The sequence below is a fragment of the Sphingobacteriales bacterium genome (assembly GCA_016699615.1).
Classification (GTDB): Bacteria; Bacteroidota; Bacteroidia; order Chitinophagales; family JADIYW01; genus JADJSS01.
Genome location: CP064984.1, coordinates 2,238,904 through 2,265,047, shown reverse-complemented (window position 1 = coordinate 2,265,047; position 26,144 = coordinate 2,238,904). Strand labels below are relative to the sequence as shown.

General features: G+C 30.0%; 24 protein-coding genes. 9 read left to right on the top strand and 15 right to left on the bottom strand.

The annotated features are described in order from the left end of the window. Positions 1-2: 2 nt before the first annotated feature. From acs to IPK18_10775, 3 genes are all read right to left on the bottom strand, one after another. Positions 3-1,949: an acetate--CoA ligase gene (gene acs / locus IPK18_10785; GenBank protein QQR97349.1), complete on the bottom strand. Its 1,947-nt coding sequence runs from the start codon at positions 1,947-1,949 to the stop codon at positions 3-5. Between the two features lie 53 nt (positions 1,950-2,002). After that, positions 2,003-2,776, bottom strand: coding sequence for a UbiA family prenyltransferase (locus IPK18_10780; GenBank protein QQR97348.1), 774 nt, complete (start codon positions 2,774-2,776; stop codon positions 2,003-2,005). Between the two features lie 110 nt (positions 2,777-2,886). Next, on the bottom strand, positions 2,887-4,185 hold the full coding sequence (locus tag IPK18_10775) for a T9SS type A sorting domain-containing protein (protein ID QQR97347.1): 1,299 nt from the start codon (positions 4,183-4,185) through the stop codon (positions 2,887-2,889). A 146-nt stretch (positions 4,186-4,331) separates the two neighbouring features. On the opposite strand from IPK18_10775, the gene IPK18_10770 reads away from it, so the two are divergent. Together IPK18_10770 and atpC are read left to right on the top strand one after the other, a co-directional pair. Then, positions 4,332-5,837 carry a F0F1 ATP synthase subunit beta gene (locus IPK18_10770; protein ID QQR97346.1) on the top strand — a complete coding sequence of 502 codons (1,506 nt, stop codon included), beginning with the start codon at positions 4,332-4,334 and terminating at the stop codon, positions 5,835-5,837. A 7-nt stretch (positions 5,838-5,844) separates the two neighbouring features. Next, the gene (gene atpC, locus IPK18_10765) at positions 5,845-6,090 is read left to right on the top strand and encodes an ATP synthase F1 subunit epsilon (GenBank protein ID QQR97345.1); all 246 of its coding nucleotides are present in this window, start codon (positions 5,845-5,847) and stop codon (positions 6,088-6,090) included. 71 nt (positions 6,091-6,161) lie between these two features. Here atpC and IPK18_10760 read toward each other — a convergent pair whose 3' ends face one another. The 8 genes from IPK18_10760 to IPK18_10725 form a co-directional block, all read right to left on the bottom strand. Beyond that, the gene (locus IPK18_10760) at positions 6,162-6,980 is read right to left on the bottom strand and encodes a VanW family protein (protein QQR97344.1); all 819 of its coding nucleotides are present in this window, start codon (positions 6,978-6,980) and stop codon (positions 6,162-6,164) included. Between the two features lie 31 nt (positions 6,981-7,011). Further along, positions 7,012-7,671, bottom strand: coding sequence for a DUF4159 domain-containing protein (locus IPK18_10755; GenBank protein ID QQR97343.1), 660 nt, complete (start codon positions 7,669-7,671; stop codon positions 7,012-7,014). Between the two features lies 1 nt (position 7,672). Next, positions 7,673-8,860 carry an MFS transporter gene (locus IPK18_10750; GenBank protein QQR97342.1) on the bottom strand — a complete coding sequence of 396 codons (1,188 nt, stop codon included), beginning with the start codon at positions 8,858-8,860 and terminating at the stop codon, positions 7,673-7,675. Next, complete coding sequence (locus IPK18_10745; protein QQR97341.1) at positions 8,842-9,036, bottom strand: hypothetical protein; 195 nt, start codon at positions 9,034-9,036, stop codon at positions 8,842-8,844. Before IPK18_10745 ends, IPK18_10750 begins: the two co-directional genes overlap by 19 nt. Before the next feature lie 18 nt (positions 9,037-9,054). Beyond that, positions 9,055-10,368 (bottom strand): thioredoxin domain-containing protein, encoded by a 1,314-nt coding sequence (locus IPK18_10740; GenBank protein QQR97340.1) that lies wholly within the window; start codon positions 10,366-10,368, stop codon positions 9,055-9,057. Further along, on the bottom strand, positions 10,311-11,060 hold the full coding sequence (locus IPK18_10735; protein ID QQR97339.1) for a thioredoxin domain-containing protein: 750 nt from the start codon (positions 11,058-11,060) through the stop codon (positions 10,311-10,313). The genes IPK18_10740 and IPK18_10735 overlap by 58 nt, the downstream gene beginning before the upstream one ends. A gap of 1 nt (position 11,061) precedes the next feature. Next, positions 11,062-12,324, bottom strand: coding sequence for a hypothetical protein (locus IPK18_10730; protein QQR97338.1), 1,263 nt, complete (start codon positions 12,322-12,324; stop codon positions 11,062-11,064). Positions 12,325-12,501: 177 nt separating this feature from the next. Then, the gene (locus IPK18_10725) at positions 12,502-13,902 is read right to left on the bottom strand and encodes a hypothetical protein (protein ID QQR97337.1); all 1,401 of its coding nucleotides are present in this window, start codon (positions 13,900-13,902) and stop codon (positions 12,502-12,504) included. Between the two features lie 69 nt (positions 13,903-13,971). Between IPK18_10725 and galT the strand changes: the two genes are divergently transcribed. Genes galT through IPK18_10710 form a run of 3 tightly spaced genes read left to right on the top strand, consistent with a single transcriptional unit; the run spans position 13,972 to position 17,325 of the window. Then, positions 13,972-14,946: a galactose-1-phosphate uridylyltransferase gene (gene galT / locus IPK18_10720; protein ID QQR97336.1), complete on the top strand. Its 975-nt coding sequence runs from the start codon at positions 13,972-13,974 to the stop codon at positions 14,944-14,946. A 3-nt stretch (positions 14,947-14,949) separates the two neighbouring features. Beyond that, entirely contained in the window at positions 14,950-15,786 is an 837-nt protein-coding gene (locus tag IPK18_10715) for an MBL fold metallo-hydrolase (GenBank protein ID QQR97335.1), read from the top strand. Positions 15,787-15,807: 21 nt separating this feature from the next. Further along, positions 15,808-17,325 (top strand): PD40 domain-containing protein, encoded by a 1,518-nt coding sequence (locus IPK18_10710; protein QQR97334.1) that lies wholly within the window; start codon positions 15,808-15,810, stop codon positions 17,323-17,325. On the opposite strand, the gene IPK18_10705 is transcribed toward IPK18_10710, so the two are convergent. Continuing rightward, positions 17,322-18,965: a metallophosphoesterase gene (locus tag IPK18_10705; protein QQR97333.1), complete on the bottom strand. Its 1,644-nt coding sequence runs from the start codon at positions 18,963-18,965 to the stop codon at positions 17,322-17,324. The two genes, IPK18_10710 and IPK18_10705, sit on opposite strands and share 4 nt — an antisense overlap. Positions 18,966-19,229: 264 nt before the next feature. Between IPK18_10705 and IPK18_10700 the strand changes: the two genes are divergently transcribed. Next, complete coding sequence (locus IPK18_10700; GenBank protein ID QQR99337.1) at positions 19,230-19,922, top strand: L,D-transpeptidase family protein; 693 nt, start codon at positions 19,230-19,232, stop codon at positions 19,920-19,922. 12 nt (positions 19,923-19,934) lie between these two features. Here the strand turns inward: IPK18_10700 and IPK18_10695 are convergent, their stop codons facing one another. Continuing rightward, a complete protein-coding gene (locus tag IPK18_10695; GenBank protein QQR97332.1) occupies positions 19,935-22,847 on the bottom strand; it encodes a lamin tail domain-containing protein in 2,913 nt (970 codons plus the stop codon). A 404-nt stretch (positions 22,848-23,251) separates the two neighbouring features. Between IPK18_10695 and IPK18_10690 the strand changes: the two genes are divergently transcribed. The 3 genes from IPK18_10690 to IPK18_10680 are packed head-to-tail and all read left to right on the top strand — an operon-like array spanning position 23,252 to position 25,105. Beyond that, on the top strand, positions 23,252-23,746 hold the full coding sequence (locus IPK18_10690) for an ABC transporter ATPase (protein QQR97331.1): 495 nt from the start codon (positions 23,252-23,254) through the stop codon (positions 23,744-23,746). A 40-nt stretch (positions 23,747-23,786) separates the two neighbouring features. Next, entirely contained in the window at positions 23,787-24,401 is a 615-nt protein-coding gene (locus IPK18_10685) for a hypothetical protein (GenBank protein ID QQR97330.1), read from the top strand. Positions 24,402-24,409: 8 nt separating this feature from the next. After that, positions 24,410-25,105, top strand: coding sequence for a 16S rRNA (uracil(1498)-N(3))-methyltransferase (locus IPK18_10680; GenBank protein ID QQR97329.1), 696 nt, complete (start codon positions 24,410-24,412; stop codon positions 25,103-25,105). A gap of 14 nt (positions 25,106-25,119) precedes the next feature. Here the strand turns inward: IPK18_10680 and def are convergent, their stop codons facing one another. Then, the gene (gene def / locus IPK18_10675; protein QQR97328.1) at positions 25,120-25,686 is read right to left on the bottom strand and encodes a peptide deformylase; all 567 of its coding nucleotides are present in this window, start codon (positions 25,684-25,686) and stop codon (positions 25,120-25,122) included. Positions 25,687-25,709: 23 nt separating this feature from the next. After that, the gene (ruvX, locus tag IPK18_10670; GenBank protein QQR97327.1) at positions 25,710-26,123 is read right to left on the bottom strand and encodes a Holliday junction resolvase RuvX; all 414 of its coding nucleotides are present in this window, start codon (positions 26,121-26,123) and stop codon (positions 25,710-25,712) included. Positions 26,124-26,144 lie beyond the last annotated feature (21 nt).

The window sequence follows — 26,144 nt, the reverse complement described above, 5'->3', positions numbered from 1 at the left end:
AATTACAACGCACCAGTTAAAATTTCATCTACTACATTTGGATCAAGTAGTGTTGTTGTATCGCCTAGATTGCTAGTTTCTCCTTCTGCAATTTTTCTTAATATTCTACGCATTATTTTACCACTTCTTGTTTTTGGCAAACCAGAAACAATTTGAATTTTATCTGGCTTTGCAATAGCTCCAATTATTTTACTTACAGTATCAATAATTTCTTTTTTTACCTGTTGTTCATCATTGCTTTTTTGTTGTAAAATAACATAAGCATATATACCTTGTCCTTTAATATCATGAGGATAGCCTACCACAGCACTTTCAATTACATCTATATGTTCATCAATAGCATTTTCTACTTCTGCTGTACCTATTCTATGTCCACTTACGTTTAGTACATCATCTACTCTACCTGTTATTCTATAATTTCCTTCTGTATCTCTAAAACAACCATCGCCAGTAAAATATAAATTTTGATAAGTTGAGAAATAATTTAATTTACAACGCTCATGGTCGCCGTACGTTGTACGCAATATACTTGGCCATGGATATTTAATACACAGATTTCCACTTACAATTTCTTTTGGTAGTATTCCTAAAGCGGCGTCACTACCTTCAATTGTTTTTCCATTTTCATCAACTAAAATTGGTTGTACACCAGGCAATGGCAAAGTTGCATAGCATGGTTTATGTGGTGTAATGCCAGCAAGATTAGAAATCATTATTCCTGCTGTTTCTGTTTGCCACCAGGTATCTACAATAGGACATTTACCTTTTCCAATATGCTCATGATACCAATGCCATGCTTCTTCGTTAATTGGCTCGCCAACTGTACCTAATAATTTTATACTTGAAAGATTTTTATTTTCGATTGGTGCTGTACCAAATGCCATTAAACTTCTAATAGCTGTTGGTGCTGTGTATAGAATATTTACTTGATGTTTATCTACTATTTCCCACATCCTTCCTGCATCAGGAAAAGTAGGAATACCTTCAAACATTAAAGATGTTGCACCAGCACTTAGTGGTCCATAGATGATGTAGCTATGTCCTGTAATCCAACCAATGTCTGCTGTACAAAAGTATATGTCTTTCTTTTGATATTGAAATACATTAACAAAAGTATAATTAGTATAAATCATATAACCTGCGCAAGTATGTACAACACCTTTGGGTTTTCCAGTACTTCCACTTGTGTATAATATAAACAATGGATCTTCTGCTTGCATTTCTACTGCTGGAAAATCTGGATTGCCTTGTGCTTCAACTTTTTTAATTTCGTCTTGCCAAATCACATCTCTTTCTTCCTTAATTATTATATTGCTATTTATATGTTTTAACACAATTACTTTTTCTACAAAGTCGCAATTTATTAAAGCTTCATCCATAATATTTTTTAAGGCAATTTCTTTGTTGCCTCGCATTGTGCCATCTTGTGTTATTACAAAAGTTGCGTGTGCATCAATTATTCTGTCAGTAATACTTTGCGCACTAAAGCCACCAAAAACTACACTATGTATTGCTCCAATTCTGGCACATGCTAATACTGCGATTGCAAGTTCTGGCACCATTGCCATATATATGCAAACCCTATCTCCTTTTTGTACGCCATTATTTCTTAATACATGTGCAAACTGACAAACCTTTTGGTGTAATTCTTTATATGTTAACTTGATTACTTTGTCTGTTGGACTATTTGGTTCCCAAATTAATGCAATAGTGTCTGCATCATGCTCTAAATGCCTATCTAAACAATTTTCTGTAATATTTAATGTGGCACCATCAAACCAACGTACTTTAGGTTCTGTAAAATTCCATTCTACTACGTTATTGCTTGTTGGTTGTTGTTTCCAAGTAAAATACTGAGCAATATCTAACCAAAATTCACTTGGATTTTCTATGCTTCTTTTATACGTTTTATTATATTCTTCTAAAGATTTAATTTGATATGGATACATTGTATACTTATTTAATACTGCTGAATGTATAAATATAAAAAATTAAAAAAGAATTATACAATGTATTTGATAAATAATACAATGAAAAAGTACAAAATCATAGAACCATCATAGACAAGCATAACTTCTGTTTTTGTTAGCTTATCAATGTAAAAAATTGAAATTAGTAATAAAACAAAACATAGTAATGTAATGCCAATTATATAGTAGCTATTAATATTTAGGAAGAATACTATTGACACATATGCAATAAAAAAAATGGTCAAAAATACTTTAGATGTTTTCATTCCAAATAAAAGTGGAATTGTTTTTAAGTTCTGTACTTTATCATTCTTCATATCAGACATATCAAATGGTAGTGTAATAAAAAGAATAAATAGAAATTGTGCTGCGAAAAATTTCCACGAATAATTATCAAATAAAACAAATAAATTTTTTGCTTCTAATGCTGGAATAAATGTGGCTGTTGCAGACCATGAGAATGCTATGAGAAAAATCTTTAAGAATGGTACATCTCTGAGACGAAATGAAATGCCTATTTTTTGTAATGGCAGTGCATATAAAATTGAAATAGCACCAACAAAAATTATTGCTAATTTAGTTTGATTGTGTAAGAAGAGAAATGTAATCAATGATATTATAAATGAAAAATATATTATATAGTCAGTAGTTTTTTTATGATGCAGTTGAAAAAAATAGATTTCATCAACTACTTCGTTTTCTTGCATTTGCTCGTGATACATTTTTCTGCTCCATTGATAAACAAGCCAAGTTGAAAAAAATATATGTATACTTAGAATGATTAATTTATTAAGCTCTATTTGCATTAACACAGCATTTGCCAACATAAAAACAACAGCGGCAATGGATATAAAAATATTAGAATGAATCAGATTTTTAATAAACTTCAAGTGTGTGTTTTTATAAAAATAAACAATTATTTTATCACTTGAACAATTGTACTCATTTTAATTTTATGGTTTGATATATGTAAATAGTAGATACCAGCATTTAAACTAGAAACATCCAAACTTGTTTGATTGATATTGATTTGTTTACTCAAAACTTCTGCGCCAATACTATTAAATATTTTTATATCATAATTACTTATGCTTGGTGGTAATTTTTCTATAAACAATGTACTACGTACTGGATTCGGAAAAATATTTATATCATGATTAATAGAAATATTATTATTTAAAGTAACATCACAATATACGCTATTGTCTGATGTAGGTGTATGTGTATTACAACCAACTGTGTTATTTAAAAATGAAGTTCTATTACTTGCTGTACTTAATACATTTCTCATTCTTGTAACTTGATCTTTAGTAAACAAACTCATACATGCGTCATCTGTATAGTCCATAAAGTTTTGATACATGATACTTGGTGAGCAATTATCAACCTTTGGATGCTCGCAAGGACAACCATATGAATCTTCATATTGCTTAGGTGTATCTTCAATACCATCATCAGCAGTACAATTATAATCATCACCCCAAATATGATACAATCCTAACCAATGTCCAATCTCATGTGTTGATGTTCTACCTTTATCATAGTCTGGCGTAAGCACGCCAACAGTACCAAATGCATCATATGCAATTACTACACCATCTTTATTGCCACTATTATCTTCAGGGAAAGTTGCGTATCCAAGTGTTCCATCTGTAAAATTCACAATCCAGATATTCAAATATTTAGACGTATTCCAAGCACTCAATCCACCATTTGATGTAGATTTTATGATACTTTCATCTGCATCACTATATTCAAATCCATCATAGGTTACTTGTTTTCGTTCAATTCCTGTTGTACTACTACCACCTGGTTTTACACTTGCCAAACAAAACTCTATACTTGCATTGCCTATTAAGTTATAAAATTCGTGATTTATAGGTAAAGAGTCTGCATTCCGAGCATTAAAGTCTCTATTTAATACATCAATTTGTGACCGAATTTGAGCATCATTAATATTTTGTTGTGCTGTTTTGTACAATACATGCACAACAACAGGTATTGTTATTATTGGATAAGTACTCTCTGTTCTTTGTCCAGAATAGATTGCACTAGTAGTCTGTTTTGATTGCTCAATTTTTAACCTTAAAGATTCATCTTGTGCCATTGCTTCCAGCAATTTAGTATGCGATGCACATCTATTTATTTTTTGTGCTACCAATGAGCCACAAAACAATAAAAATGAAAATAATATTATGTTTGATTTAGAAATCACACAACAAAGGTATAAAAAATGTATAACATTCAAGATTAATAATAAAATAACACAGAATCATAATTTATGTGGAGAACTTAAACTGATGTTAATTACAAAATATGTATTTTTGCGTAAAATTTTTAAATTCAATTAATTTTTATACAATGGCTAACGCAGGAAAAATTGCACAAATTATCGGACCAGTAATTGACGTGAGTTTCGATGGAGAAAACTCAAAACTACCTGAAATCTTAAATGCATTGGTAGTAAAAAAAGATGATGGTTCTGAAATTATTCTTGAAGTACAACAACATCTTGGACAAGACACCGTACGTTGTGTATCAATGGATAGTACAGAAGGTCTAAGAAGAGGCACTAAAGTTATAGACACTGGAGATCAAATTAAAATGCCTGCTGGCGAAGCAATCAAAGGAAGATTATTCAACGTAATTGGAGATGCAATAGATGGAATTGGAGCAGTAAGTAAAGAAGGTGGATACTCAATACACAGAAAACCACCTAAATATGAAGACTTAGCAACATCAAAAGAAGTATTATATACAGGAATCAAAGTAATTGACTTAATTGAACCATATGCAAAAGGTGGTAAAATTGGTTTGTTTGGTGGTGCTGGAGTAGGCAAAACAGTACTTATCATGGAATTGGTAAATAATATTGCTAAAGGACATGGTGGTTTATCAGTATTTGCTGGTGTAGGAGAAAGAACAAGAGAAGGAAATGACTTATTGAGAGAGTTCTTAGAGTCTGATGTAATAAAATACGGTGAGAAATTCAAACATTCTATGGAAGAAGGTGATTGGGATTTAGCATCTGTAGATAAAGAACAATTAAAAGAATCTAAAGCAACATTAGTATTCGGACAGATGAATGAGCCACCAGGAGCGAGAGCAAGAGTTGCATTATCTGGTCTTACAATAGCAGAACAATTTAGAGACGAAGTTAGTGATGGTAAAGGAAAAGATATCTTATTCTTCGTGGATAATATCTTTAGATTTACACAAGCTGGTTCTGAGGTATCTGCATTATTAGGTCGTATGCCATCTGCGGTAGGTTACCAACCAACATTAGCTACAGAAATGGGTCTAATGCAAGAGCGTATTACATCTACAAAATCTGGCTCTATTACATCAGTACAAGCAGTATATGTACCTGCGGATGACTTAACTGACCCAGCTCCAGCAACTACATTTGCGCACTTAGATGCTACAACAGTATTAAGCCGTAAAATTGCTGAATTAGGTATTTATCCTGCTGTGGATCCATTAGATTCTACATCAAGAATATTAGACCCACAAGTAATTGGAGATAGACACTATGGTGTTGCTCAAAGAGTAAAAATGATTTTACAACGTTATAAAGAACTTCAAGATATTATTGCAATCTTAGGTATGGATGAGTTATCTGAAGAAGATAAATTAGTTGTACATAGAGCAAGAAGAGTTCAACGTTTCTTATCTCAACCATTCCACGTAGCTGAGCAGTTCACAGGTTTAAAAGGTGTGTTCGTTTCTATAGAAGATACATTGAAAGGTTTTGAAATGATTATGGATGGTGAAGTTGATCAATATCCTGAAGCAGCATTCAACTTAGTTGGTTCTATTGAAGATGCTATTGAAAAAGGAAAGAAAATATTGGCTGAAGCTAAATAATTAACCTATGCAATTAATCATATTAACTCCAGAACAAGAAGTGTACAATGGCGAAGCTGATTCAGTTCAACTTCCAGGCACAGATGGACAATTTGAAATACTAAACAAACATGCTGCAATGGTAGCTTCTCTATCTAAAGGAAAATTGAATATTAGAAATTCAAAAGAGAAAGTAAGCTACAATATTTCAGGCGGAATTGTTGAAGTATTAAACAATAAAGTTTCTGTACTTACTGAAGGTATTATAGAATAACTTCTAGTACAATACTATTACACAAAAGCCAACGAGAATTCGTTGGCTTTTTATTTTGATACACACAGCTATTAATTATTGTCACTAAAACTTTCTGGTGTATAAGTTACTCTAGCAAAATTCTTTACCATCATTTCTGTTTTTATTGTGTTGCCTGTTCTTTTACTAATTACATCTCTCCAAATTTCATTTCTACGATAAAAGATATTTTCATTTTTTAGGAATTGATGATTTTTCTCAAAAACATGGTATGTAAATTCTGGCATTTTATCACATCTAAATTCTCCTTCTATTGTTGTTTCTGTAAACCAAAGTAAAATTTGATAGGTAGTATCTGTGTTATTCACAAACTGATAATCGATATAGTTATAAAAAATTGCTGCGCCACTACCAAATGGCAACACTCTACCTTCATCAGGAAATGGGTCATAAGAATGTTGCGATTTTTTTGTAATCGTTAATTGACTGTGTAATACAATCCAATTTAGCAAATTAGCTATTTGACAAATGCCACCACCTATGCCTGGCACAGCTTCACCAAACGATAATTCCATTCCCATCAAATATCCTTTTTTCTTTGTTGGTCTTCCTACTAGTTTACAGAATGAAAATGTTTCGCCAGGTCGAATTAAAATACCATTGATTTTTTGAGCTGCAATTTTCAGATTACAAACTTTATTTATTTGCAATTGCATATCACTATTGCCTAATTTTCTTAGCAAAACTGATTGATGTTTTTTTAATCTATAGGGTAGCTTTTCCTCAGACTTAGATTTTGCGAAAGTTTTATTACCAAAATACCATTCAATATATTGTTTGCATCTTCTTAGCCAAACTGCAAGAAAATATAATGCAGGATGTCTTTGACTTAGTAATTTCCTTTGTTTCACATGTATCAAACAGATAAATAAAATTGAAAATTTAATATATACAAAGATATTGAATGATATTTGCACCCATTTGCAATGCTTTAGTATGTTGCTCTACAGTATCGTTATGTACTTCAATATCTTCCCAACCATCGCCTAAATCTGTTTCATAATCATAAAAACAAACTAACTTACCTTGCCAAAACAAACCAAAGCCTTGAGCTGGTTTATTATCATGCTCGTGTATTTTTGGTAGTCCGTTTGGAAACTTATATTTTTGATGATAAATTGGATGGTTGAAAGGAACTAACACAAAATCAAGTTCTGGAAAAACTAATTTCATTGCTTTTCTGATATATTTATCTATTCCATAATTATCTGAAATATGTAGAAAACCACCAGCAGCTAAATAATTTCTAAGATTATTGGCTTCATTTGGTGTAAAAATAACATTCCCATGTCCTGTGATATGCAAATATGTATAATTGAATATTTCTGAACTTGAAGGTTCAACTTCATCTATTTTAGTATTGATACTTGTACCTAAATTTTGATTGCAAAACTTAGCTAAATTTGGTAATGAAGTTGGATTAGCATACCAATCGCCACCACCTTTGTATTTAAGCAATCCAATTTTTACTGTAGATTTTTGCTGCGCAAATAAAGTTGCACTTAATATTATTAAAACTAAAAAATATATTATTTTTTTCATATTAATTAGATTTTATCTCTTTGAATCTTGACATAACGACATATGCCAAAACTGATGCTATTATACAAACAACTGCTGTCATTCTTACGCCAAATGAATTTTCTGGTGTTTTGCCAAGTAACAACAATGATGGGAAAATAAGACTTGTTATAGCTACACCCAATTTCATCATAAATGTTTTAAAACCATAGTAAGATGCATTTTTAGCTACTCCTGTTTCCTTACAATCTTGCTCAGCAATGTCGCCAGTAAGTGCCATAGGTAAAATGCCTAAAACTGCTGTAGGATATATATTGAGTATAATATATAATGCTACAAAAACAATAGTTGGTAATTGATAAAGTCCAATACTCGCTGTAAATGCATAGCTAATTATTAGAAAAGCAAATGCTGATAGCATGATATTCTTTTTTCCATACTTGTCTACCAATTTGTCTATAATTGGATACAAAAGAAATGAGCCAATACCACATGCATATAAGATAATTGATGTGTAGTAATTATCTAACTTTAGTAATGCTGTAACAAAATATGGTATTCCAATCACAAATATTTTTGATGGAAACCAATAAATTAATTCGGTAATGGCAAATATCCTAAAGTTCTTATTATTCCATACTTCTTTCATTGTAGTGAATAATCCATTATTTTCTGTTTGATTGATTTCTTTATTCTTTTTTCCTGAATTGTCTTCTACAAATAGAATTGGTATTAGCATAAAAATAAATGACGCTACAGAATATGCAAATATGGTAAATTGGAATGCTGTTTCGTGCGACATTGAGTTTTCTGTTGCTTTTATGATTACATGAATTAAATTTCCAATTCCTACACCTAATGCGTAAGCAACTGACAATATCATAATTAGATGCAATCTATCTTTTTCTGTTTTGCCTACTTCATTTATCATAGCATTATATGGTGTTGTATAAAAACATTTTACAACGAATGCTATTAGTGTAACTATGACTAACCATACAATATTTCTACTTGACTCAAAATCATCTAAAGGAAAAAAAACTAATGCCGAAAATAATGCATATGGAAAAATGCCAATTGCCATAAATGTTTTTCGTTTCCCAAACTTAAAATTACTTCTATCACTCAGTGCTGCAACAATTGGCTCCATAAATGCTGAAATAATATATCCAACTGCTGTAAGTAAACCAATTACTGTAAATATTTGCAAAATTGGCTTTGATATATAAATGCTTTGAACAATGGTACGCCATTATCTGGTGGTAGATAAAACATACACATTAGATCTGAGAAGCCAAACATTGCTAAGCACCAACCTATTTGTCCTGTAGAAAAAAGCAGTTTGGTTTTTAGTGATGATTGAGTAGTATCTTGTGCTTGCTGCATTGCTCTAAGATAGAAATTTTATTTCAAATCTAATTCGATAATACTTTTGACTGGAAGCTGGCAACTTTTATTTTCACAAAGGAAAAACAATGTTTCATTTTCTGAAAATCTATGCTGTGTAAGTGGCAAACTACTTTCTGTAACACTGCCTGCTATTAAAATATTTGGTAAGTATTTTTGGTTGATTTCCTTTATTATATTTTTTGCATCAATTCCTGAAATTACTAATTCTTTATTTTGGTGCAATATCATATCTAAAACTATTGCCCAATTACTAAAAAACGAAGCATTTTTTATTACATCATGCAAAACATTATTGAGCATTGCTCTTGCTATTTCATAATATTTCTCTTCTTCAAAATACTTACTCATCAATAATAAACATTTTGCCATTTGTGAGTTTGCTGCAGGAATTACATTATCACTACTATCCATACTACGTACAATTAGTTTTTCATCTAAATCAGAAGTGATATAAAACATTTTATTATCATCATCATAAAAATGTTGCATACAATATTGTAGCAATTGATTTGCTGTTTGCAAATAATTTTCATTAAACGTAACTTGATATAAACTAATTAATGCTTCTATATAAAATACATAATCTTGTAAAAATCCATTGATAGACACTTTGCCATTTTTAAAACTTCTATACAATCTACCATCTGCTTGCAAACTATTTTTAGCAATAAATCGATGTATACTTTCTGCTTTTTCTAGATATCTATCATCATCAAATGCTTTGTACGCATCTACCAAACCTTTTATCAGCAAAGCATTCCATTCTGTTAGAATTTTATCATCAAGATTTGGTCTTATTTTATGTTGTCTTTTTGCAAACAATAATGCGTTTATTTGATTTACATTCTGTTGGAAAACTTCATTTGTACATTGGTATTTTTCGCAGAAATATTCATGTTCTTGTGTTCTGAATAAGACATTCATGCCATGTTCAAAATTTCCAAGTTCTGTTACATTGTATAATTCTTTTGCTAATTCCAACAACGCTGTATCATCAATAAATGCATCTACAAACTCATCATAAGTAAAGCAATAAAATTTGCCTTCAACACCTTCGCTGTCTGCATCTAAAGAAGCATAAATTCCACCACTTTCATCCGTCATTTCTCTATTTATCCAACTCAATATATTGTTGCAAACTGACTTATACATTGGTCTTTTGGTTTGCTGAAACGCCATTGCATATATACTCAATAATTGTGCATTATCATACAACATCTTTTCAAAATGTGGTACTTTCCAAATAGCATCTACGCTGTATCTTGCAAAGCCACCACCCAATACGTCATGCACGCCACCAAATGCCATTTTTTAAGTGTCGTTTTGATGTATGCGTTGCATTCTTTATCATTTGTTTGATATGCATATCTCAACAAAAACTCAAGATTGTTTGGCATCATAAATTTTGGTGCGCCACTTCTTCCACCAAATTCCATATCTAATTTTGGTTGCCAATTGTTCCAAATTTCGTACAAATGTGCTTTTGTAAAACTTACTTTTTCAGGGTTTAATTCAATTATATCTATACTTTGTAAACCTTTAGAAATTCTGTCTGCTTGGTTGAATACTTTATCATATTCGTTTACAAACAAGTTTTGAAAATGCAATAAAAATTGCATCCAATTTTCTTTTGGGAAATATGTTGCACCATAAATTGGTTTACCATCTGGCAAACAAACTACATTGAGTGGCCAACCACCTTGCCCACTCGTAATTTGCGCAGCATTCATATAAATTTGATCTATATCTGGTCTTTCTTCTCTATCTACTTTTATAGCTACAAAATATTGATTCATAATTGCTGCTACTTCATTGTCTTCAAAACTTTCGTGTTCCATTACATGACACCAATGACAAGCTGCGTATCCTACAGAAACCAATATTAGTTTGTTTTCATTTTTTGCTATGCTTAAAGCTTCATTATTCCAAGCATACCAATTTACTGGATTATTTTTATGTTGTAATAAATATGGTGAAGTTTCATGCTTTAATTGATTCATGTTATTGTTTTAATATTCTCCAATGATTTGGCAAATAGTTATTCACCCTATTTTGTAAAATTTTTATCCAGCCTATATTTAGTTGTACATGTTGTATTATACACCACGTTGATTTTTGTTTATTGTATTCAAGTTGAATTTCATTTTTCTTCAAGTAATTTACTGCTATTTTTTTATCTACTTCAACCTTATCTATACTTTTATTTATTACTGTAGACAATGCTAATGCATGTGCTGGAATAAAAATGTCTTTTTTTAAAATTCCAATTTCTACTCCAAAATATGTAATGTATAAATTGTTTTTAATTGCATATAGAATGGAATCGAATTTTTTGTTGATGATATATAAATTTTCTTTGAATGAATATGTATTGTATTGTTCTGAATTTTCAATCCATTCGCCTAAGTTTTTAAATTGTATGGTTTCAATTTTATTATAAAATATTTTATTTGTTTGATTGATGCTGTAATTATTAGATGATTTTATTTTCCTTAAACATGCGATAAAAAATCCTGAGCCTTTTACTTTCTCAAGTTCAAATCTAAATGTATTTTTTATGCTTCCTGAAGATATTTCTTCAAATGTTGATGCATCAATATCTACAAGTTCAAAACCATTTTGCAACAAGAATGATATTTGGTCTTCGTTTTCGCATTGTTGGAAAGTACATGTAGAATATATTAAATATCCATCTTCTCTAATTGCTGGAATAATATGTTGTAATATTTCTCTTTGTCTTGTAGCGCACATAGCAACATTCTCTTCGCTCCACTCCTTCATTGCATCTGGATTTCTCTTAAACAATCCTTCGCCACTGCATGGTGCATCTACAACTACTACATCAAAAAACTGATTAAAACTATTGAAATACTTAGTTTCATTTTGTGTAACAATTACATTCGAATTTCCCCATCTTATTAAATTTTCTTTTAAAATGGCATTTCTTTTTGGCACTAACTCATTTGAAATTAGTATTGAATTTTTATTTAGTTTATCTAGAATATGTGTAGATTTTCCTCCTGGTGCTGCACACAAATCTAAAGCAATAACATCTTGTTTTTCTACTGAAATTTGCTCTAGAATATAGCCTAAAAACATAGAGCTACTTTCTTGCACATAATAGCTTCCTGCATGCCATTCTGGTTCAAGAATAAAATCCAATTTATTAATATAAGTTGCAGCGTTTTCCCAAGCAACTTGATTTGAAATTTTAGGCGCAACTTTAGCCTTGTTGTATCTTATACTGTAAATAAATTCCGACAAATTTCTTAATGAGTTTTTATTTTTTTGCGCTTACTTACTTTCTGATATTTATTTCCTTTCTTTGAACTACCTCCTGGAATATATACTTTCTTGGGACAACTTTTCTTTTTTACAGTATCAGCATATGCGTCAACACGGAATGCAGAAACCAATACAACTAGAATTAGTAAGAGGAACTTAATTTTCATCAGATTTTTGTTTTTCTTCTTTTGTTTTTTCGTCTTTCGCTTTTTTAGACTTATTGCCTTTGTCTATTTTTCCAAATCCAATATTCAAATAAACATCCATACCTGTAAATGGTTTTTTGATGAATGCTGTAATGATATTACTAGAACCCAAAGTAAATTGCCCAAGTCTGATAGCTGCACCAGCATTAAATCCTGAGTATTTATTCCAATTTACTGGAAGATATGCTGAGAAAATTCTAGTTTCAAACCTTGGTGTAATTGTAATATTATCTGGTAAATTTGCTTTAGGATCGCCTTTTTTGAAAGAATATGGATTGATTTGAAAATTTGCATTTGCATAAAACATTTTTACTATTCTTACATCTGCGAAAACATTGATAGCCATTGGCAATTTCATTTTATGTTTTCCTGTTGGCGTTACATTGGTTCCTAATTTATCTAATACTTCATCAATATTTATAGTACTTCCATCTCCATTTACTAATTCACTTGCATGTACATTTGTATTATTCCCAACAAATGTTCTACTATTTTTTCCTAGTGTGTAGCTATTTCTTCCTATATCATTAACTGACAAACCTAATAATAAGAAATGTTCATTTGTGCCTTGTTTTTTTAGTTCATAGATTGCGCCAACATCAAATCCAAATCCATTAATTCCAAATTTGTACTTAAATCCATCATCAATTCTATCTGAAACTAAAAAATTAAAGTTTGTATTGCCTACGTTTATAAAACTATCAGTTGCGCTTGTAACAAATTTATTAAAATTCAAATCATTAACATCAAACTGTGCGTTAAAAACATTTGTAATTAATTTAGCATTTACACCTAAGTGAATTGCATGTCTATCTCCTATATTGATTGATTTTCCAAACCCTGCATATATTTCATGATATACATTTACTGCACCTGCGCCTCTTTCATCTTTAAAAGTTGGCGCCCAATCTAAGATATTGCTAAAATCATTGTACAATGAATACACCAAATCTTGGTTCATATCATTTATAGTTGCGACTGCTCTTCCTCTTACACCAAAAGTTATTGCATTTGTTTTTTTAATTCTTATAAATGCACCTGGACCGTTGAATCCAAGATTAACATGTAAGTTTTTTCGTTTGCCATCTAAAATCTGAATCAATGATGTTTCTTTATCAAAGTCTTTGGCAATGCCTTTCAAACCATTTAATCCAAAATAGTTATTTCCTGCATTCACATTTACACCCAATAAATTTACTTGCCACTTTACATCGCCTGCTACTGGCAATGCTGGATTCAATGAATTTGTAATCATGGCATCTTTGGTAGAATAATGTGCGCCAATAAAATTCTGTGCTTGTGTCTGATGTATAGTTAGTAGTATACCTAAAACTAAGAATATTTTTTTCATAAAATGTGTAGTTTTAACAAAGATATTAAATTCTTATAATATTTGGTAATTTTAATAGATATTTGCTTTATGTCTTCATTGAGATACAACCCATTATTAAATACATACACTATTGTTGCTGCTAATAGACAGCATAGGCCAAATATGCCAAAAGATTGGTGTGCATTTTGTACTGGAGAAGGCAAGAAAGTACCCAATGATTTTGATGTTTTTTTATACCCAAATGATTTCCCTGCACTAAGCTATGCAAATGAAAATATAGAACAGAATGACAATCCATTGTATGAAACACATGGTGCAAAAGGTGCCTGTGAAGTTGTGTTATATTCACCCAAGCATGATGCCCAAATTTATGAATTATCTGATGAACATGTACAAAAATTAGTTCAACTCTGGATTGAAAGATTTAATTTCCATAAAGAATATAAAAAAGTAAAGTATATCTTTCCATTTGAAAACAGAGGCGAAGATGTTGGTGTAACTATGCCACATCCACATGGACAAATTTATGCTTATCCTTTCATTCCACTAAAATTAAAAACAGAGCTTGACAATTGTAAAACATATTTTGAAACACATCAAAAAAATATGTTTGATGAGATTTTATTGGAAGAAACAAAAGACAGACAAAGGATAATATTTGAAAGCGAAACATTTTCAATCTTCTTGCCGTATTTTACCGACTATCCTTATGGCATATTTATTGTGAGTAAGAAAGAAAAATTATATATCAACGATTTTAATGATGCTGAACAATTAGAATTAGCGATAGTATTAAAGAAAGCAGTAAAGATGTTTGACAATTTATATGATTGTATTTTCCCATTTATGATGTGTGTACACCAAGGTGTAGTAAATAGCAATGAATATTTGGAAGCTGATCAAAGAAAATTCTATAGATTTCATATAGAATTCTACCCGCCTTGGCGTGCAAAAAATGTTATAAAATACTACGCAAGTTCAGAAACTGGTGCATGGGCAGCAACAAACACTAAAAGTGTAGAAGAAACAGCTATTGAATTAAGAACAGCACTAAACAAATAAATTATGAAACTATATACAATAGATACTGGATACTTTAAATTAGATGGTGGTGCCATGTTTGGTGTAGTACCTAAAACATTGTGGCAAAAACTACATCCTGCTGATGAAAACAATATGTGCATTTGGGCATTAAGATGCTTGTTAATTGAAGATGATAATAGATTAATATTAATTGATGCTGGCATTGGCGATTTTATGAATGAAACTTATAGAAGTAGATACTTTCCTCATGGAGATGACACACTAGAAAGTTCATTAGCGAAACATGGTTTCAAACCAGAAGACATAACAGATATTATCCTGACACACCTACACTTTGATCATTGTTGTGGTGTACTTACAAGAGATGAAAATCAAAATGCTATACTAAGATTTCCTAATGCAAATATTTGGACAAGCTATGCGCAATGGCAATGGGCAAACAATCCAAACCCGCGTGAAAAAGCATCTTTTCTACAAGAAATATTAGTACCAATACAACAATCTGGAAAACTTAAATTTGTAGACAGTGAAGATTTTAACAGTGATAAAATTGAATTAGAACAAGTATTTGGACATACAGAAGCCATGCTCATTTGTCATATTTATTACAATGAAAAAATAATTACCTATTGTGCTGATTTAATTCCATCACATCACCATATTAGGCTACCATTTGTAATGGCTTATGACATTCGTCCATTAGAAACCATGAAAGAAAAAATCATACTACTAGAAAGAGCATATGAAAACAGACATATATTATTCTTTGAGCATGATAAAGATATTGAAGCATGTACATTAAAAAAATCAGAAAAAGGAATAGAAATTGACAATTTTATAAAAATAGTAGATATTTGAATCACATAAAAAATCCAGTTTATGCATTTATTTTTTAGAAGTATTTTTATTATATTTTTAACAGCACAATACTTTTCTTTATCAGCTCAGTCTACCAAAAAAGCAGATGAATTGATGCTAGACTATAAATATTCTGAAGCTATTGTAGAATTAAAGCCATTAGCAGAAAAAGGAAACATACAAGCTATTAGAAAAATTGCTGAATGCTATAGAAAGACAAATGACTTTGTAAATGCCGAAAAATATTATGCTATAGTTGTAGCTGATAAAAATTCAAATAAAAAGAATTGGCTGTACTATGGTCAAATACTAATGAATAACAACAAATATCTTGATGCTGACAAGTGGCTACAAGGATATTTGGATACCAAACCCAATGATTCTATTTTAGTAAAAACATTATTAGAATCATGTGCTAAAGCCAATCAATCATTGACACCAAAACGCAAAATAAAATTTAAAAATTTAGATTGGATAAATTCTAATGCATCTGATTTTTGTGCTGTTGATTTTGGTAATCAAATTATTTTCACATCATCTAGAGAAGGAAAAACAAATGCATATGATGGCATGAGTTATTCGAAAGTATATGTAGCTGAAAAAAAAGCTGACACATCATGGACTATTGAACCAATGAAAGGAATTATTAATTCTAAAAATTTTAATAGTGGACCAGCAAGCGTACATCTTGCATCTAACAAAATATATTACACCAAAAATAATGTACAATATGGTGATGCTATAAAAAATAAAAAAGGTGATGTTACACTAAAAATATTTGAAGCAAAATTAAATAATAGCGAAACAAAAGATTTTAAAGAACTTTCGTTTAATGATGTTGAATATTCGTGTGCTTATCCAAGTATTAATCATGATGGCGATAAAATATTTTTTACTTCTGATAGAGCTGGTGGTTTTGGTGGAAAAGACATTTACTACAGTATGTATACAAATGGTGTGTGGAGCAAACCTAAAAATGCTGGAAAAAACATCAATACAGCTGGCGACGAACGCTATCCATTTATTCATAATGATGGTACCTTGTATTTTTCTTCAACAGGACATCAAGGTTTTGGTGGAATGGATATTTTTAAAACAATACTCAGCAGAAGTGGCGAATACTTAGAAGCCGAAAATCTTGGAATGCCTATTAATTCTTCAGCTGATGATTTTGGTTTCTTCTTAGATTCAAATTATACTAAAGGTTATATTTCATCGAATAGACCAGAAGGAAAAGGCGCTGATGATATTTATATTTTTAATTATGATGATTTACTAATACATTATACCATATATGATGGAAATATTGCTTTAGATAGTGTGCGTATTAAAATTACCAACCAACAGACTAATCAAGAGCAAATATTTTACACCAATAAAAAAGGTATTTTTGAAACCTATTTATTACCCAATCAAAATTATGCAATTGAAGTATCAAAAGAAAATTACACTTCAAATACCTATTCAGTAAAAACAAGTTCGGTGTTAATTCCTATCAAGAAAAATATTAATTTAGAAATGATAAAAAAAGAAAATTAGAACTTAATTATCTTTTGTGATATTATTTCATCTTGATGTATGACATAAATAATATAAGAACCACTTGCAAGGTTTTCTAAGCCATCAACTTCAATTGTTTGATTTCCTTTTAATGCTTTGCCTTCCCAAACTTTTTGTCTTTGAATTTGTCCATTCAAGTTTTGTAAATATATACTTGCATCAATGTTTTTCTTTGCACTAAGTTCTATATTAATTTTACTAGAAAATGGATTTGGGTAAACATTAAAATCATCAAAATAGGTATTACTTTTTATGGAAGAAACAATTGTGGTATCTTGTTTTATAATTCTAAATTTATCATACAATTCTCCACTAGATTTATAATAATTACCTGTCAATTGATTTCCTTTTGCTTCCAATATCATACTTCCTGAACCACCATCACCATCGTTATCATCTTTTACACACATCACAGGATGCATTTTCCCAGTTGGTGATTCTGTTTTTCCACTATTGCCAACAACAGCATACACTGTGCCTTTGTTTTTCTCTTCGCCATAGTTGAGTTTGATGTACACTCTATTGCTATCTGGGTTACCATCAGTAGAATCAATCAACATTGTATTTCTATCAAATGTATTTGATCTTCCATAATGATTATTGATTAAATAAGAACGCTCATACACATGTGAGTGTCCACTTAATATTAAATCTACGCCCCATTTTTCTAAAATAGGCGTGACTTTTTCTCTCATAATTTGCATAAATATTTCCCAAAAATCGTCTGTATCATGCGAACCTTTTGAGTATGGTGCTTGATGCCAATAGGCAACCTTAAATAGCTTATCAGAACTTTTAATATCATTTTCTATCCAAGTTCTGTATGGATTTCCTAAATCCCAAAACAACATATATGTATATAGTTCTGAATTTAATGCCATAAAATGTACATTGCCATAATCGTAAGAATAATATGCTTCTGTTTTTGAAGGCACACCACCCATTTCTGCGTTCTTAAATACTTCAACCATGCTATAATATGGTCCAGTATGTTTTTCAGCTGCTTTACTTTGGTTGACACTTGCATAATCGTGATTGCCTGGTATTGGATAAAATGGTAAAAATCTAAAGATAGAATCATAACCATAATTACTACTAAATACTTTTGTTTGATATTCTTGGTCTTTGCCATCATTGTATGTATTATCGCCCAACCAAAGCCAAGAATCAACTTTATTGTTTATTAGATAATTTTGAAACCAATTTTTTACTTTTATTTGTTCATTATTGCCTGCGCCAAAATCGCCTGTTACCCAAAATTTAAAACCATTAGTATCATTAGGATTTGGTGCTGTATAGAAATGATGTTGCTCGTTTCTGCTTGCTAAAACTGCATCATCATAACCAACTTGATAGAAATATTCTGTTTTAGCTTGTAAACCACTTATTAGTACAATATGGTCTTTTACTTTTGTTGTATCTATAATTGTTTGATTCAAGCTATCCCAATGACTGCCATATCTTAGCACAGAAGCAGTTGCCTCAGATGTACGCCACATTACTTTAATAGATTTATTGGTTAAGCTTTGTAAATACGGCCCACGTAACAAAGTTTGTGCTTGCGCATTGCACAGAATTGATATACATACCAATAGTGCACATATTCTAGAATTATACATATAAATAGTTTAGCTAATCTAATTTACAATATTTTCTCTAAACTTTATGGATAAATGCTTTTAATTCGCTGAAAATTCACTTTAGTATCATATTGTTTTTTTCAATTTTATAAATAAACATGCAAAAAACACTTAATAATCGTTAATAAACTTTGAATTGTGACACGAAATAAAATGATACACGTTAATATAGAAAAATATTTCATAAAATATATGCTGGCATCTATAGTAACATTTGTAGAAATAATATTATTTTCAAGCATTATGCAATCAGATTTTTTAGATGCTCAAAAAAAATATCAACGTGTAAAAGATGCAATTGAAGAAAAAGAAGCATTGATTGAAAAGAAATTAAACAAAAATCAAATCAAACTCAACAATATAAACCTACTTTTAGTTGCCTACAAAGACAATGATTTATTAGATATTTATGCTAAGACAAAGCAAGATGATAATTACAAAAAGATTCAATCTTATAAGATTTGTGCACGTTCTGGACAACTTGGCCCAAAAAGAAAAGAAGGTGATGGACAAGTACCCGAAGGATTTTATTACATAGATAGATTTAATCCGATGAGTAATTTTTATTTATCACTTGGCATCAACTATCCCAATCAATCTGATATAAAAAAGAGTAAGTTTGATAATTTGGGTGGCGATATTTTTATTCATGGTTCGTGCGCAACTGTTGGTTGTTTGCCTATGACTGACAATATTATTAAAGAAATATATTTATTAGCAATGCATGCTAAAAACAATGGTCAGCAAAAAATTCCTGTTTATATTTTTCCATTCAAAATGACTGACAAAAACATGACTTATTATACAACAAAATATAAGAATGATAATGAACTCATCTCATTTTGGGAAAATCTAAAAACTGGACATGATAAATTTATAGAAGAACAAAAAGAACTATCTATAAATATAAATAATAATGGAGACTATAGTTTTTAAATAGCTTTATATTTATTTTATAACTTTAATAATTTTATAATTTATACCTTTTGCGTCAGAAATTTTTATAAAATAAACATTCTGCTCTAATGCATGTGTGTTGATTACAATTTCATTTGTATCGAATGTTTGCTCTAGTCTTTTTCTTCCTAATATATCAAACATTGAAACCTTAATTGGATATTTCAGCTCTTTATTGTCAATTTTAAGGTGTATTTTATCTTTGAATGGCATTGGATATATTGTAATTCCTATAAGCTCATTTTTATTTATTCTAGTAATTAATGTATCTACATCAACAGCTTCCCAGTTTTCACCTAATGCATTATCTAAGTTTAGTTCTTTTAATTGCAACATCTTTCCTGTTCCATTGGCATCTATTGGCCATGGTGCTGTTGGTTTATAAGTTAAGCTATCATCTATGTTATTCAAAGTATCTTTTAGCACTAATAATTCTCCTGAATTATTTAAGCTACCACTTGTCCATTGTTGTCTTTGTGTAATTTGTGGTAATAAATTTTGTACTAAATCTAAATTCTTAGCAATTAATATTTTTTCATTAGGCAATAATATTGTATTTGACAAAAATGTATGTACAATACCATCTGTAATTTTATAATATGAAATATCAATGCTATTGTTTGATATGTTTGTTACAACCAAAAACTCCGCATCTGAATTGCTCAATGGTTTGTATTGGATATTTGTGATTACTACATCTATGGTATTAATTACATCTGTAACATTGATTGAAGTTTGTGTCATTGGTCCCCAATTTTTTGGAATGAATGTGCGTGTAGTAATAACATAATTACCTATTGGTAGAACAAATTCATTTGAATATAGAAATGCATTTGGCGCAACAACACCATCATTTCCCATTGGATCAGAACCATCTAAAGTATAATAAATTTGACTTGCAATGCTATCATTATTTTGTATTCTGATAGAATCTGTAGAAGTTATTATTTGATTTGCTATGATGTTTGTTGGCTTAAGTCTATGTGTTAGATCTCTTTTTCTCCACTCATTCAGTACATAATTTAGTCTTGTTGGCATATGATTTTGATACTTATCTAATTCTGTTATCCATAATTGATAGAAATCTTCAGAATATCCAAATAGTGCTTCTTCCACTTTCTGTGTATGCTCTATAATTTTAAACGCTTCAACAATTTTACTGTTTAAACTATTAACTGTAAGTGCACCATCAATGCTTTCCATTTCTATACTAATAATGTCTTTAATCCATGTTTTAAATTCTAAATTTCCGACATTTGTGTATGCTGTTCCCCAATTTACATTCGCTGTTCCTATAAATTTTCCTGCTAACCCAGCTGGACCATTAAGCACAAGTGGCGTATTCCATTTTACATTATATTTATTTATTACAAATGGCAATGTATTGAGATTATGAAATGCTCCATCAGTATCGGCAAGTAGTGTTCTAAATTTTGTAAAATTTGGTGCATCATTATGTCCTATCATTTCTACTTCTGTTTCCATATCTGACAACATTAGTAATACCAAATTTTTTATATATTCTTTAACTTCTACATTTTGTTTTATACCTTGAAAATCATTGGTATTAATTAGATTTTTAATCTCATTCCACTTATCCATACTTCCATCACCAGTTTCTACGACACCTGTTAAATAATTTGCATCTTTCAAATCGACTTTAGTATAGTTATCATTATCATCTCCAAAATATTCTTCTAAATTATGTGCGTTATAATCTTCACGAATTATTCTTGTTCCCATATATCTTCCATTTCCAATAAAATGTACAAACTTTGTATTTAGTGCAAAAGCACCCATTTGTTTTAATGTTCGATAACAGACATAATCCATTATCTTATCACCATAATTACTAAGCTTCAACTCTAATCTACTAATCGTATTTGTTGGTTTGAAATTATCATAACTTAATGTATCAAAAAATGAATATTGAATTTTCTTTACACCATAGTCATCATTAAATTTGAATTTGTAGTTTCCATTAATAAATCGTGTCAATGTTGCTTGTCCGAATTTTGTTACGCCACAGTTGCTTTGTATGTTTTTATGATTTGCAGTTATATGATCATCTATATACTCAAAACTTGCTGGAAAATAATCTACATTATTAGGTAATGGTAGTGTCTGAGTATTAAATGAAACAATTGGCAAATCATCCAGTACATTCTTGTATTCTTCTTTTGTAATATTGTTTTTATACTTAAAGAATACTGAATCGTAAGTAAAGTTTGATTTTAGAATATAACTATGTGTTTCTAAAAATGATTGTGCTGTTTGTGATGAATTATATGCAATTGCTTTAACTGTTGTAGTTTTATCTACAATTATACCATTGTTATAAACCAAACCATTTGTAAATGTTGGCATCGAATTATCTGTGGTATATTTTATTATTGCATTTGGTTCGCTTGTAAGTGTAAGTAAAAATGTGCTATCATACAAACCTCTTTGATGACTAAATGTTAACTCTAATTTTTGTAATGCATTATTATTACTCGCATTATAAGTTGGCTGTATAAATATTGCATTTATGTCTATTGCATCAATGACACGACCAAAAGATGTATTGTATTGTAAGGCTGGGAAAGTTATTGAATCTTGTAATACTAATGTATTTCCTTGATATCGTGATAAGAACAAACTTTCGCCATTGCTACTCAATGAAAACAGCAGATGCTTATTGCCTTTGTTTGTATCTCCTGTTGCTTTGAGTATTACATAGCCATTGCTCGGAATAATAATGCCTTTTAGCTCATGCATTTTTCTATTATTATTTTTGTCTGATATAAATACGCTGTCTTTAATAAAAACTGGAGAACTATGTGCATTAAATATTTCTATCCAGTCATCATCATCATTAGCTGTTCCTCTTGATGATAATTCATTAATATAAATATTATTCATCAAACTTGCTGAGTATATTGTATCATTACTATGTACTTTAAATAATAAAACCGTTGTACAAAAAATTGAGAGTAAAAATCTTATTACCATAATACTTGCATTTATTACTTGCAAATATTTATAATAAAAAACAATTATATTGATACAAATATATTTAAATGACAATAAAAAATCACAAAATATACAATATCTTTAACAGCAATTACTCATCATAAATATCTATTTTATTATAAAATATTAATTACAAAAAAAGTAGTTTGTCAATAACAAATGGAAAACTATGTATAATATTTATGCAATAATTTTTGAATTACGAATACCAGGTAAATAACAACAAAATTGGATTTCTATCTAACATTACTTACAAATACGTATCTTTACATACTCATTCATACAATTTATTTATGCTTATACCTTACAATCGATTACCAGAAAACTCAAAAGTTTGGATATATCAAGCTGATAGAACTTTTAACTTAGATGAAGTTTCTACTATTGAATTGGCAATTGAAGATTTTGTAGAAAACTGGAAATCGCACCAAGTTGAAGTGCCTGCTTATGGTGCATTATACTACAGAAGATTTGTTGTTTTAATTGCAGACAATGCACAGGTAAATGTAAGTGGTTGTTCTATTGACTCTTCGGTAAAACTCATTAAAGAATTGGAACAAGCGTATCAAGTTAATTTCTTTGACAGAATGAAAGTTTGTTATAAAATTCAAGAGCAAATGGTTGGAAGTTTTTCAATCAACCAAATTGAAGAATTATTAAATAATGGAAAAATCAACAAGGATACTATCATTTTTAACAACTTAGTTGCTAATAAGCTTGATTTTGAGCAAAAATGGGAAACACCTCTTTCCGACTCATTATTATCAAGATATTTGTTAGTAAAATAGATTAAAATGTATTAACTTTGAGATACTAACTACTTAAAAAATGATGAAAAGAAGTTCGAGATTATTCTTAGTAATTTTAATTGCAATATTTGTTAGCAGCTGTGCTGGCACTTACAAACCATTTTATGCAGAACAGTTTCCATACAAAGAAATGAAAACAGAAAATGAGAAATTTGAATACACAACTAGACAAGGTGTAATGTTTAATACTGGAAATACAAAAATTGCAAAAAAAGAATTAAAAAAGGGTGGATATACATTGGTAGCAATAAAAATTGTAAACAAATCTGATGTTCCACTACCAATTAAAGATTTTAATTTTTCATGTGGTGGTGCTAATAAAATAACACCAATAAGTACTGAAGAATATATAAAAAAATCAAAACAAAATGCTTGTTTATATTGGCTGTATGCTGGCTTAGTTGCACCAAATCCTTTTGGAAAAGGCAATCTAAAAAAAGTACTTCCAGTTGGTATCGTGCCTGCTATTACAAATTTTGGAATTGCCGTAAAAGCAAACAAAAAAATGAAGAAAAACATTGCACTTTATGACTTAACGAATAAAGTTGTACAACCAAATGATACATTAATTGGTGTTTTACCATTTAAAGGTATTGGCAATTGCGGTGAAATATTTTTAACTACTCCATATTAATTTTTTACTTGAAAAGGTTTTATTCTAACACATTACCATTATTGTTAGATTCAGATTCTAGACATGCTATAAAAGCACTAAGATGCAAAGAAAGTGACTGCATTGAAGTAATTGATGGTAATGGAAAATTATATCAAGCAACTATTTTATCAATTTCAAGAAATGAAATCCAACTATCAGATTTAAAAATAATAAAGGCTGAAGAAAACAACACACAGCTATTATCTATTGCGATTGCTCCTACAAAAAATCCTGCACGTATAGAATGGTTTGTAGAAAAAGCTACAGAAATTGGCGTTAGGAATATTTATCCAATAATTACAGAACGAACCGAAAAGCATACAATAAAACTTGAGCGATTGCAACAAATCATTATTTCTGCAACCAAACAAAGCAAGCATTTATATTTGCCTACCATTCATGAGATAAGTAATTTTAAAAACTTCATCCAACAACAATTACCCGAACAAAAATTTATTGCACATTGTACACAAAATAGCAATCCACCACAAATACAAGAATTATACAAAAAGAATACAGAATTGATTATATGCATTGGTCCAGAAGGTGATTTTACTAATAGTGAAGTTCAACTTGCTCACCAAAATCAATTTCTAGAGATTTCATTAGGCAATAGCATATTAAGAACTGAAACTGCTGGTGTTTTTGTTTGTAGTGCTATACGAATGCTAAACAATCTATAACAAAGACATAAAGTCTATTTTCCAAATACTTTAGTACGATATTCGGCTTTAAAATCTCCACGCATAATTTTATTGAGCTTTGGCTGAATCAGCTTTTTAGTCAGTGGTTTTATCTTGTCAGTAAATAAGATGCCTTCAATATGGTCGTATTCATGTTGAATTACTCTTGCGTTAATACCATCATATTCTTCCACAACAGTATTAAACTGCTCATCTTGGTATTGAATTTTTACTTTTGCTTGTCGCTCTACATTTTCTCTTATTCCAGGTATACTCAAACAACCTTCTTCATACTTCCATGCTTCACCACTTTCTTCAAGTATTTGTGGATTGATGAATGCTTTTTTAATTCCTACAAAAGTTGGTTCATCTTCTTTTCTATCTTTTAGCTGCAAAGTATCTACAACAAACAATCTTATAGATAAATTAATTTGTGGCGCTGCCAAACCAACACCTTGTGCATGATACATTGTTTGCCACATATTTTTGATTAACTCATCGAGATTGGGGTATTCTGATGCTATTTCATTTGCTTTTTGCTTTAGTATAGGAAAACCATACACAACTACAGGTAAAATCATGGTGCAAAAATAAGACTAAAAATTTATTTTTTAAGCTCTAAAAAATGTTGTAGAATAATTGTTGCTGAAATTTCGTCTATTAATGATTTATTTTTCCTATCCTTTTTCTTCATGCCACTATCTATCATAGATTGAAATGCCAATTTAGATGTATAGCGCTCATCTACATCTACAATTTCAATATTTGGAAACTCTATAAGTATTTTTTGTTTGAATATTTCAATATCATCCACAATATCTGCCAATTCATTATTTAACTTCTTTGGTAACCCAATCACAATCGTGTCAACTTTTTCTTTTACTACTATTTCCTTTAAATATTGAATATTCTGCGCTGAATTTTGTGTAGAAAGCCCAAATGCAAAAGTCTTTGAATCATCAGAAATAGCATATCCTGTGCGCTTTTTTCCATAGTCTATTGCCAATATTTTTGCCATTTCAGTAAAGATATATGGAAT

What these genes read in the sequence shown, in the direction of transcription:
- IPK18_10695 (QQR97332.1), bottom strand. Translation starts at nt 22,847, where the DNA reads ATGAATAATATTTATATTAATGAATTATCATCAAGAGGAACAGCTAAT.
- IPK18_10710 (QQR97334.1), top strand. Translation starts at nt 15,808, where the DNA reads ATGCATTTATTTTTTAGAAGTATTTTTATTATATTTTTAACAGCACAA.
- acs (QQR97349.1), bottom strand. Translation starts at nt 1,949, where the DNA reads ATGTATCCATATCAAATTAAATCTTTAGAAGAATATAATAAAACGTAT.
- IPK18_10715 (QQR97335.1), top strand. Translation starts at nt 14,950, where the DNA reads ATGAAACTATATACAATAGATACTGGATACTTTAAATTAGATGGTGGT.
- IPK18_10755 (QQR97343.1), bottom strand. Translation starts at nt 7,671, where the DNA reads ATGAAAAAAATAATATATTTTTTAGTTTTAATAATATTAAGTGCAACT.
- IPK18_10725 (QQR97337.1), bottom strand. Translation starts at nt 13,902, where the DNA reads ATGAAAAAAATATTCTTAGTTTTAGGTATACTACTAACTATACATCAG.
- galT (QQR97336.1), top strand. Translation starts at nt 13,972, where the DNA reads ATGTCTTCATTGAGATACAACCCATTATTAAATACATACACTATTGTT.
- IPK18_10690 (QQR97331.1), top strand. Translation starts at nt 23,252, where the DNA reads ATGCTTATACCTTACAATCGATTACCAGAAAACTCAAAAGTTTGGATA.
- ruvX (QQR97327.1), bottom strand. Translation starts at nt 26,123, where the DNA reads ATGGCAAAAATATTGGCAATAGACTATGGAAAAAAGCGCACAGGATAT.
- IPK18_10685 (QQR97330.1), top strand. Translation starts at nt 23,787, where the DNA reads ATGATGAAAAGAAGTTCGAGATTATTCTTAGTAATTTTAATTGCAATA.
- IPK18_10700 (QQR99337.1), top strand. Translation starts at nt 19,230, where the DNA reads ATGCAATCAGATTTTTTAGATGCTCAAAAAAAATATCAACGTGTAAAA.
- atpC (QQR97345.1), top strand. Translation starts at nt 5,845, where the DNA reads ATGCAATTAATCATATTAACTCCAGAACAAGAAGTGTACAATGGCGAA.
- def (QQR97328.1), bottom strand. Translation starts at nt 25,686, where the DNA reads ATGATTTTACCTGTAGTTGTGTATGGTTTTCCTATACTAAAGCAAAAA.
- IPK18_10745 (QQR97341.1), bottom strand. Translation starts at nt 9,036, where the DNA reads ATGCAGCAAGCACAAGATACTACTCAATCATCACTAAAAACCAAACTG.
- IPK18_10770 (QQR97346.1), top strand. Translation starts at nt 4,332, where the DNA reads ATGGCTAACGCAGGAAAAATTGCACAAATTATCGGACCAGTAATTGAC.
- IPK18_10740 (QQR97340.1), bottom strand. Translation starts at nt 10,368, where the DNA reads ATGGCATTTGGTGGCGTGCATGACGTATTGGGTGGTGGCTTTGCAAGA.
- IPK18_10735 (QQR97339.1), bottom strand. Translation starts at nt 11,060, where the DNA reads ATGAATCAATTAAAGCATGAAACTTCACCATATTTATTACAACATAAA.
- IPK18_10705 (QQR97333.1), bottom strand. Translation starts at nt 18,965, where the DNA reads ATGTATAATTCTAGAATATGTGCACTATTGGTATGTATATCAATTCTG.
- IPK18_10780 (QQR97348.1), bottom strand. Translation starts at nt 2,776, where the DNA reads ATGCAAATAGAGCTTAATAAATTAATCATTCTAAGTATACATATATTT.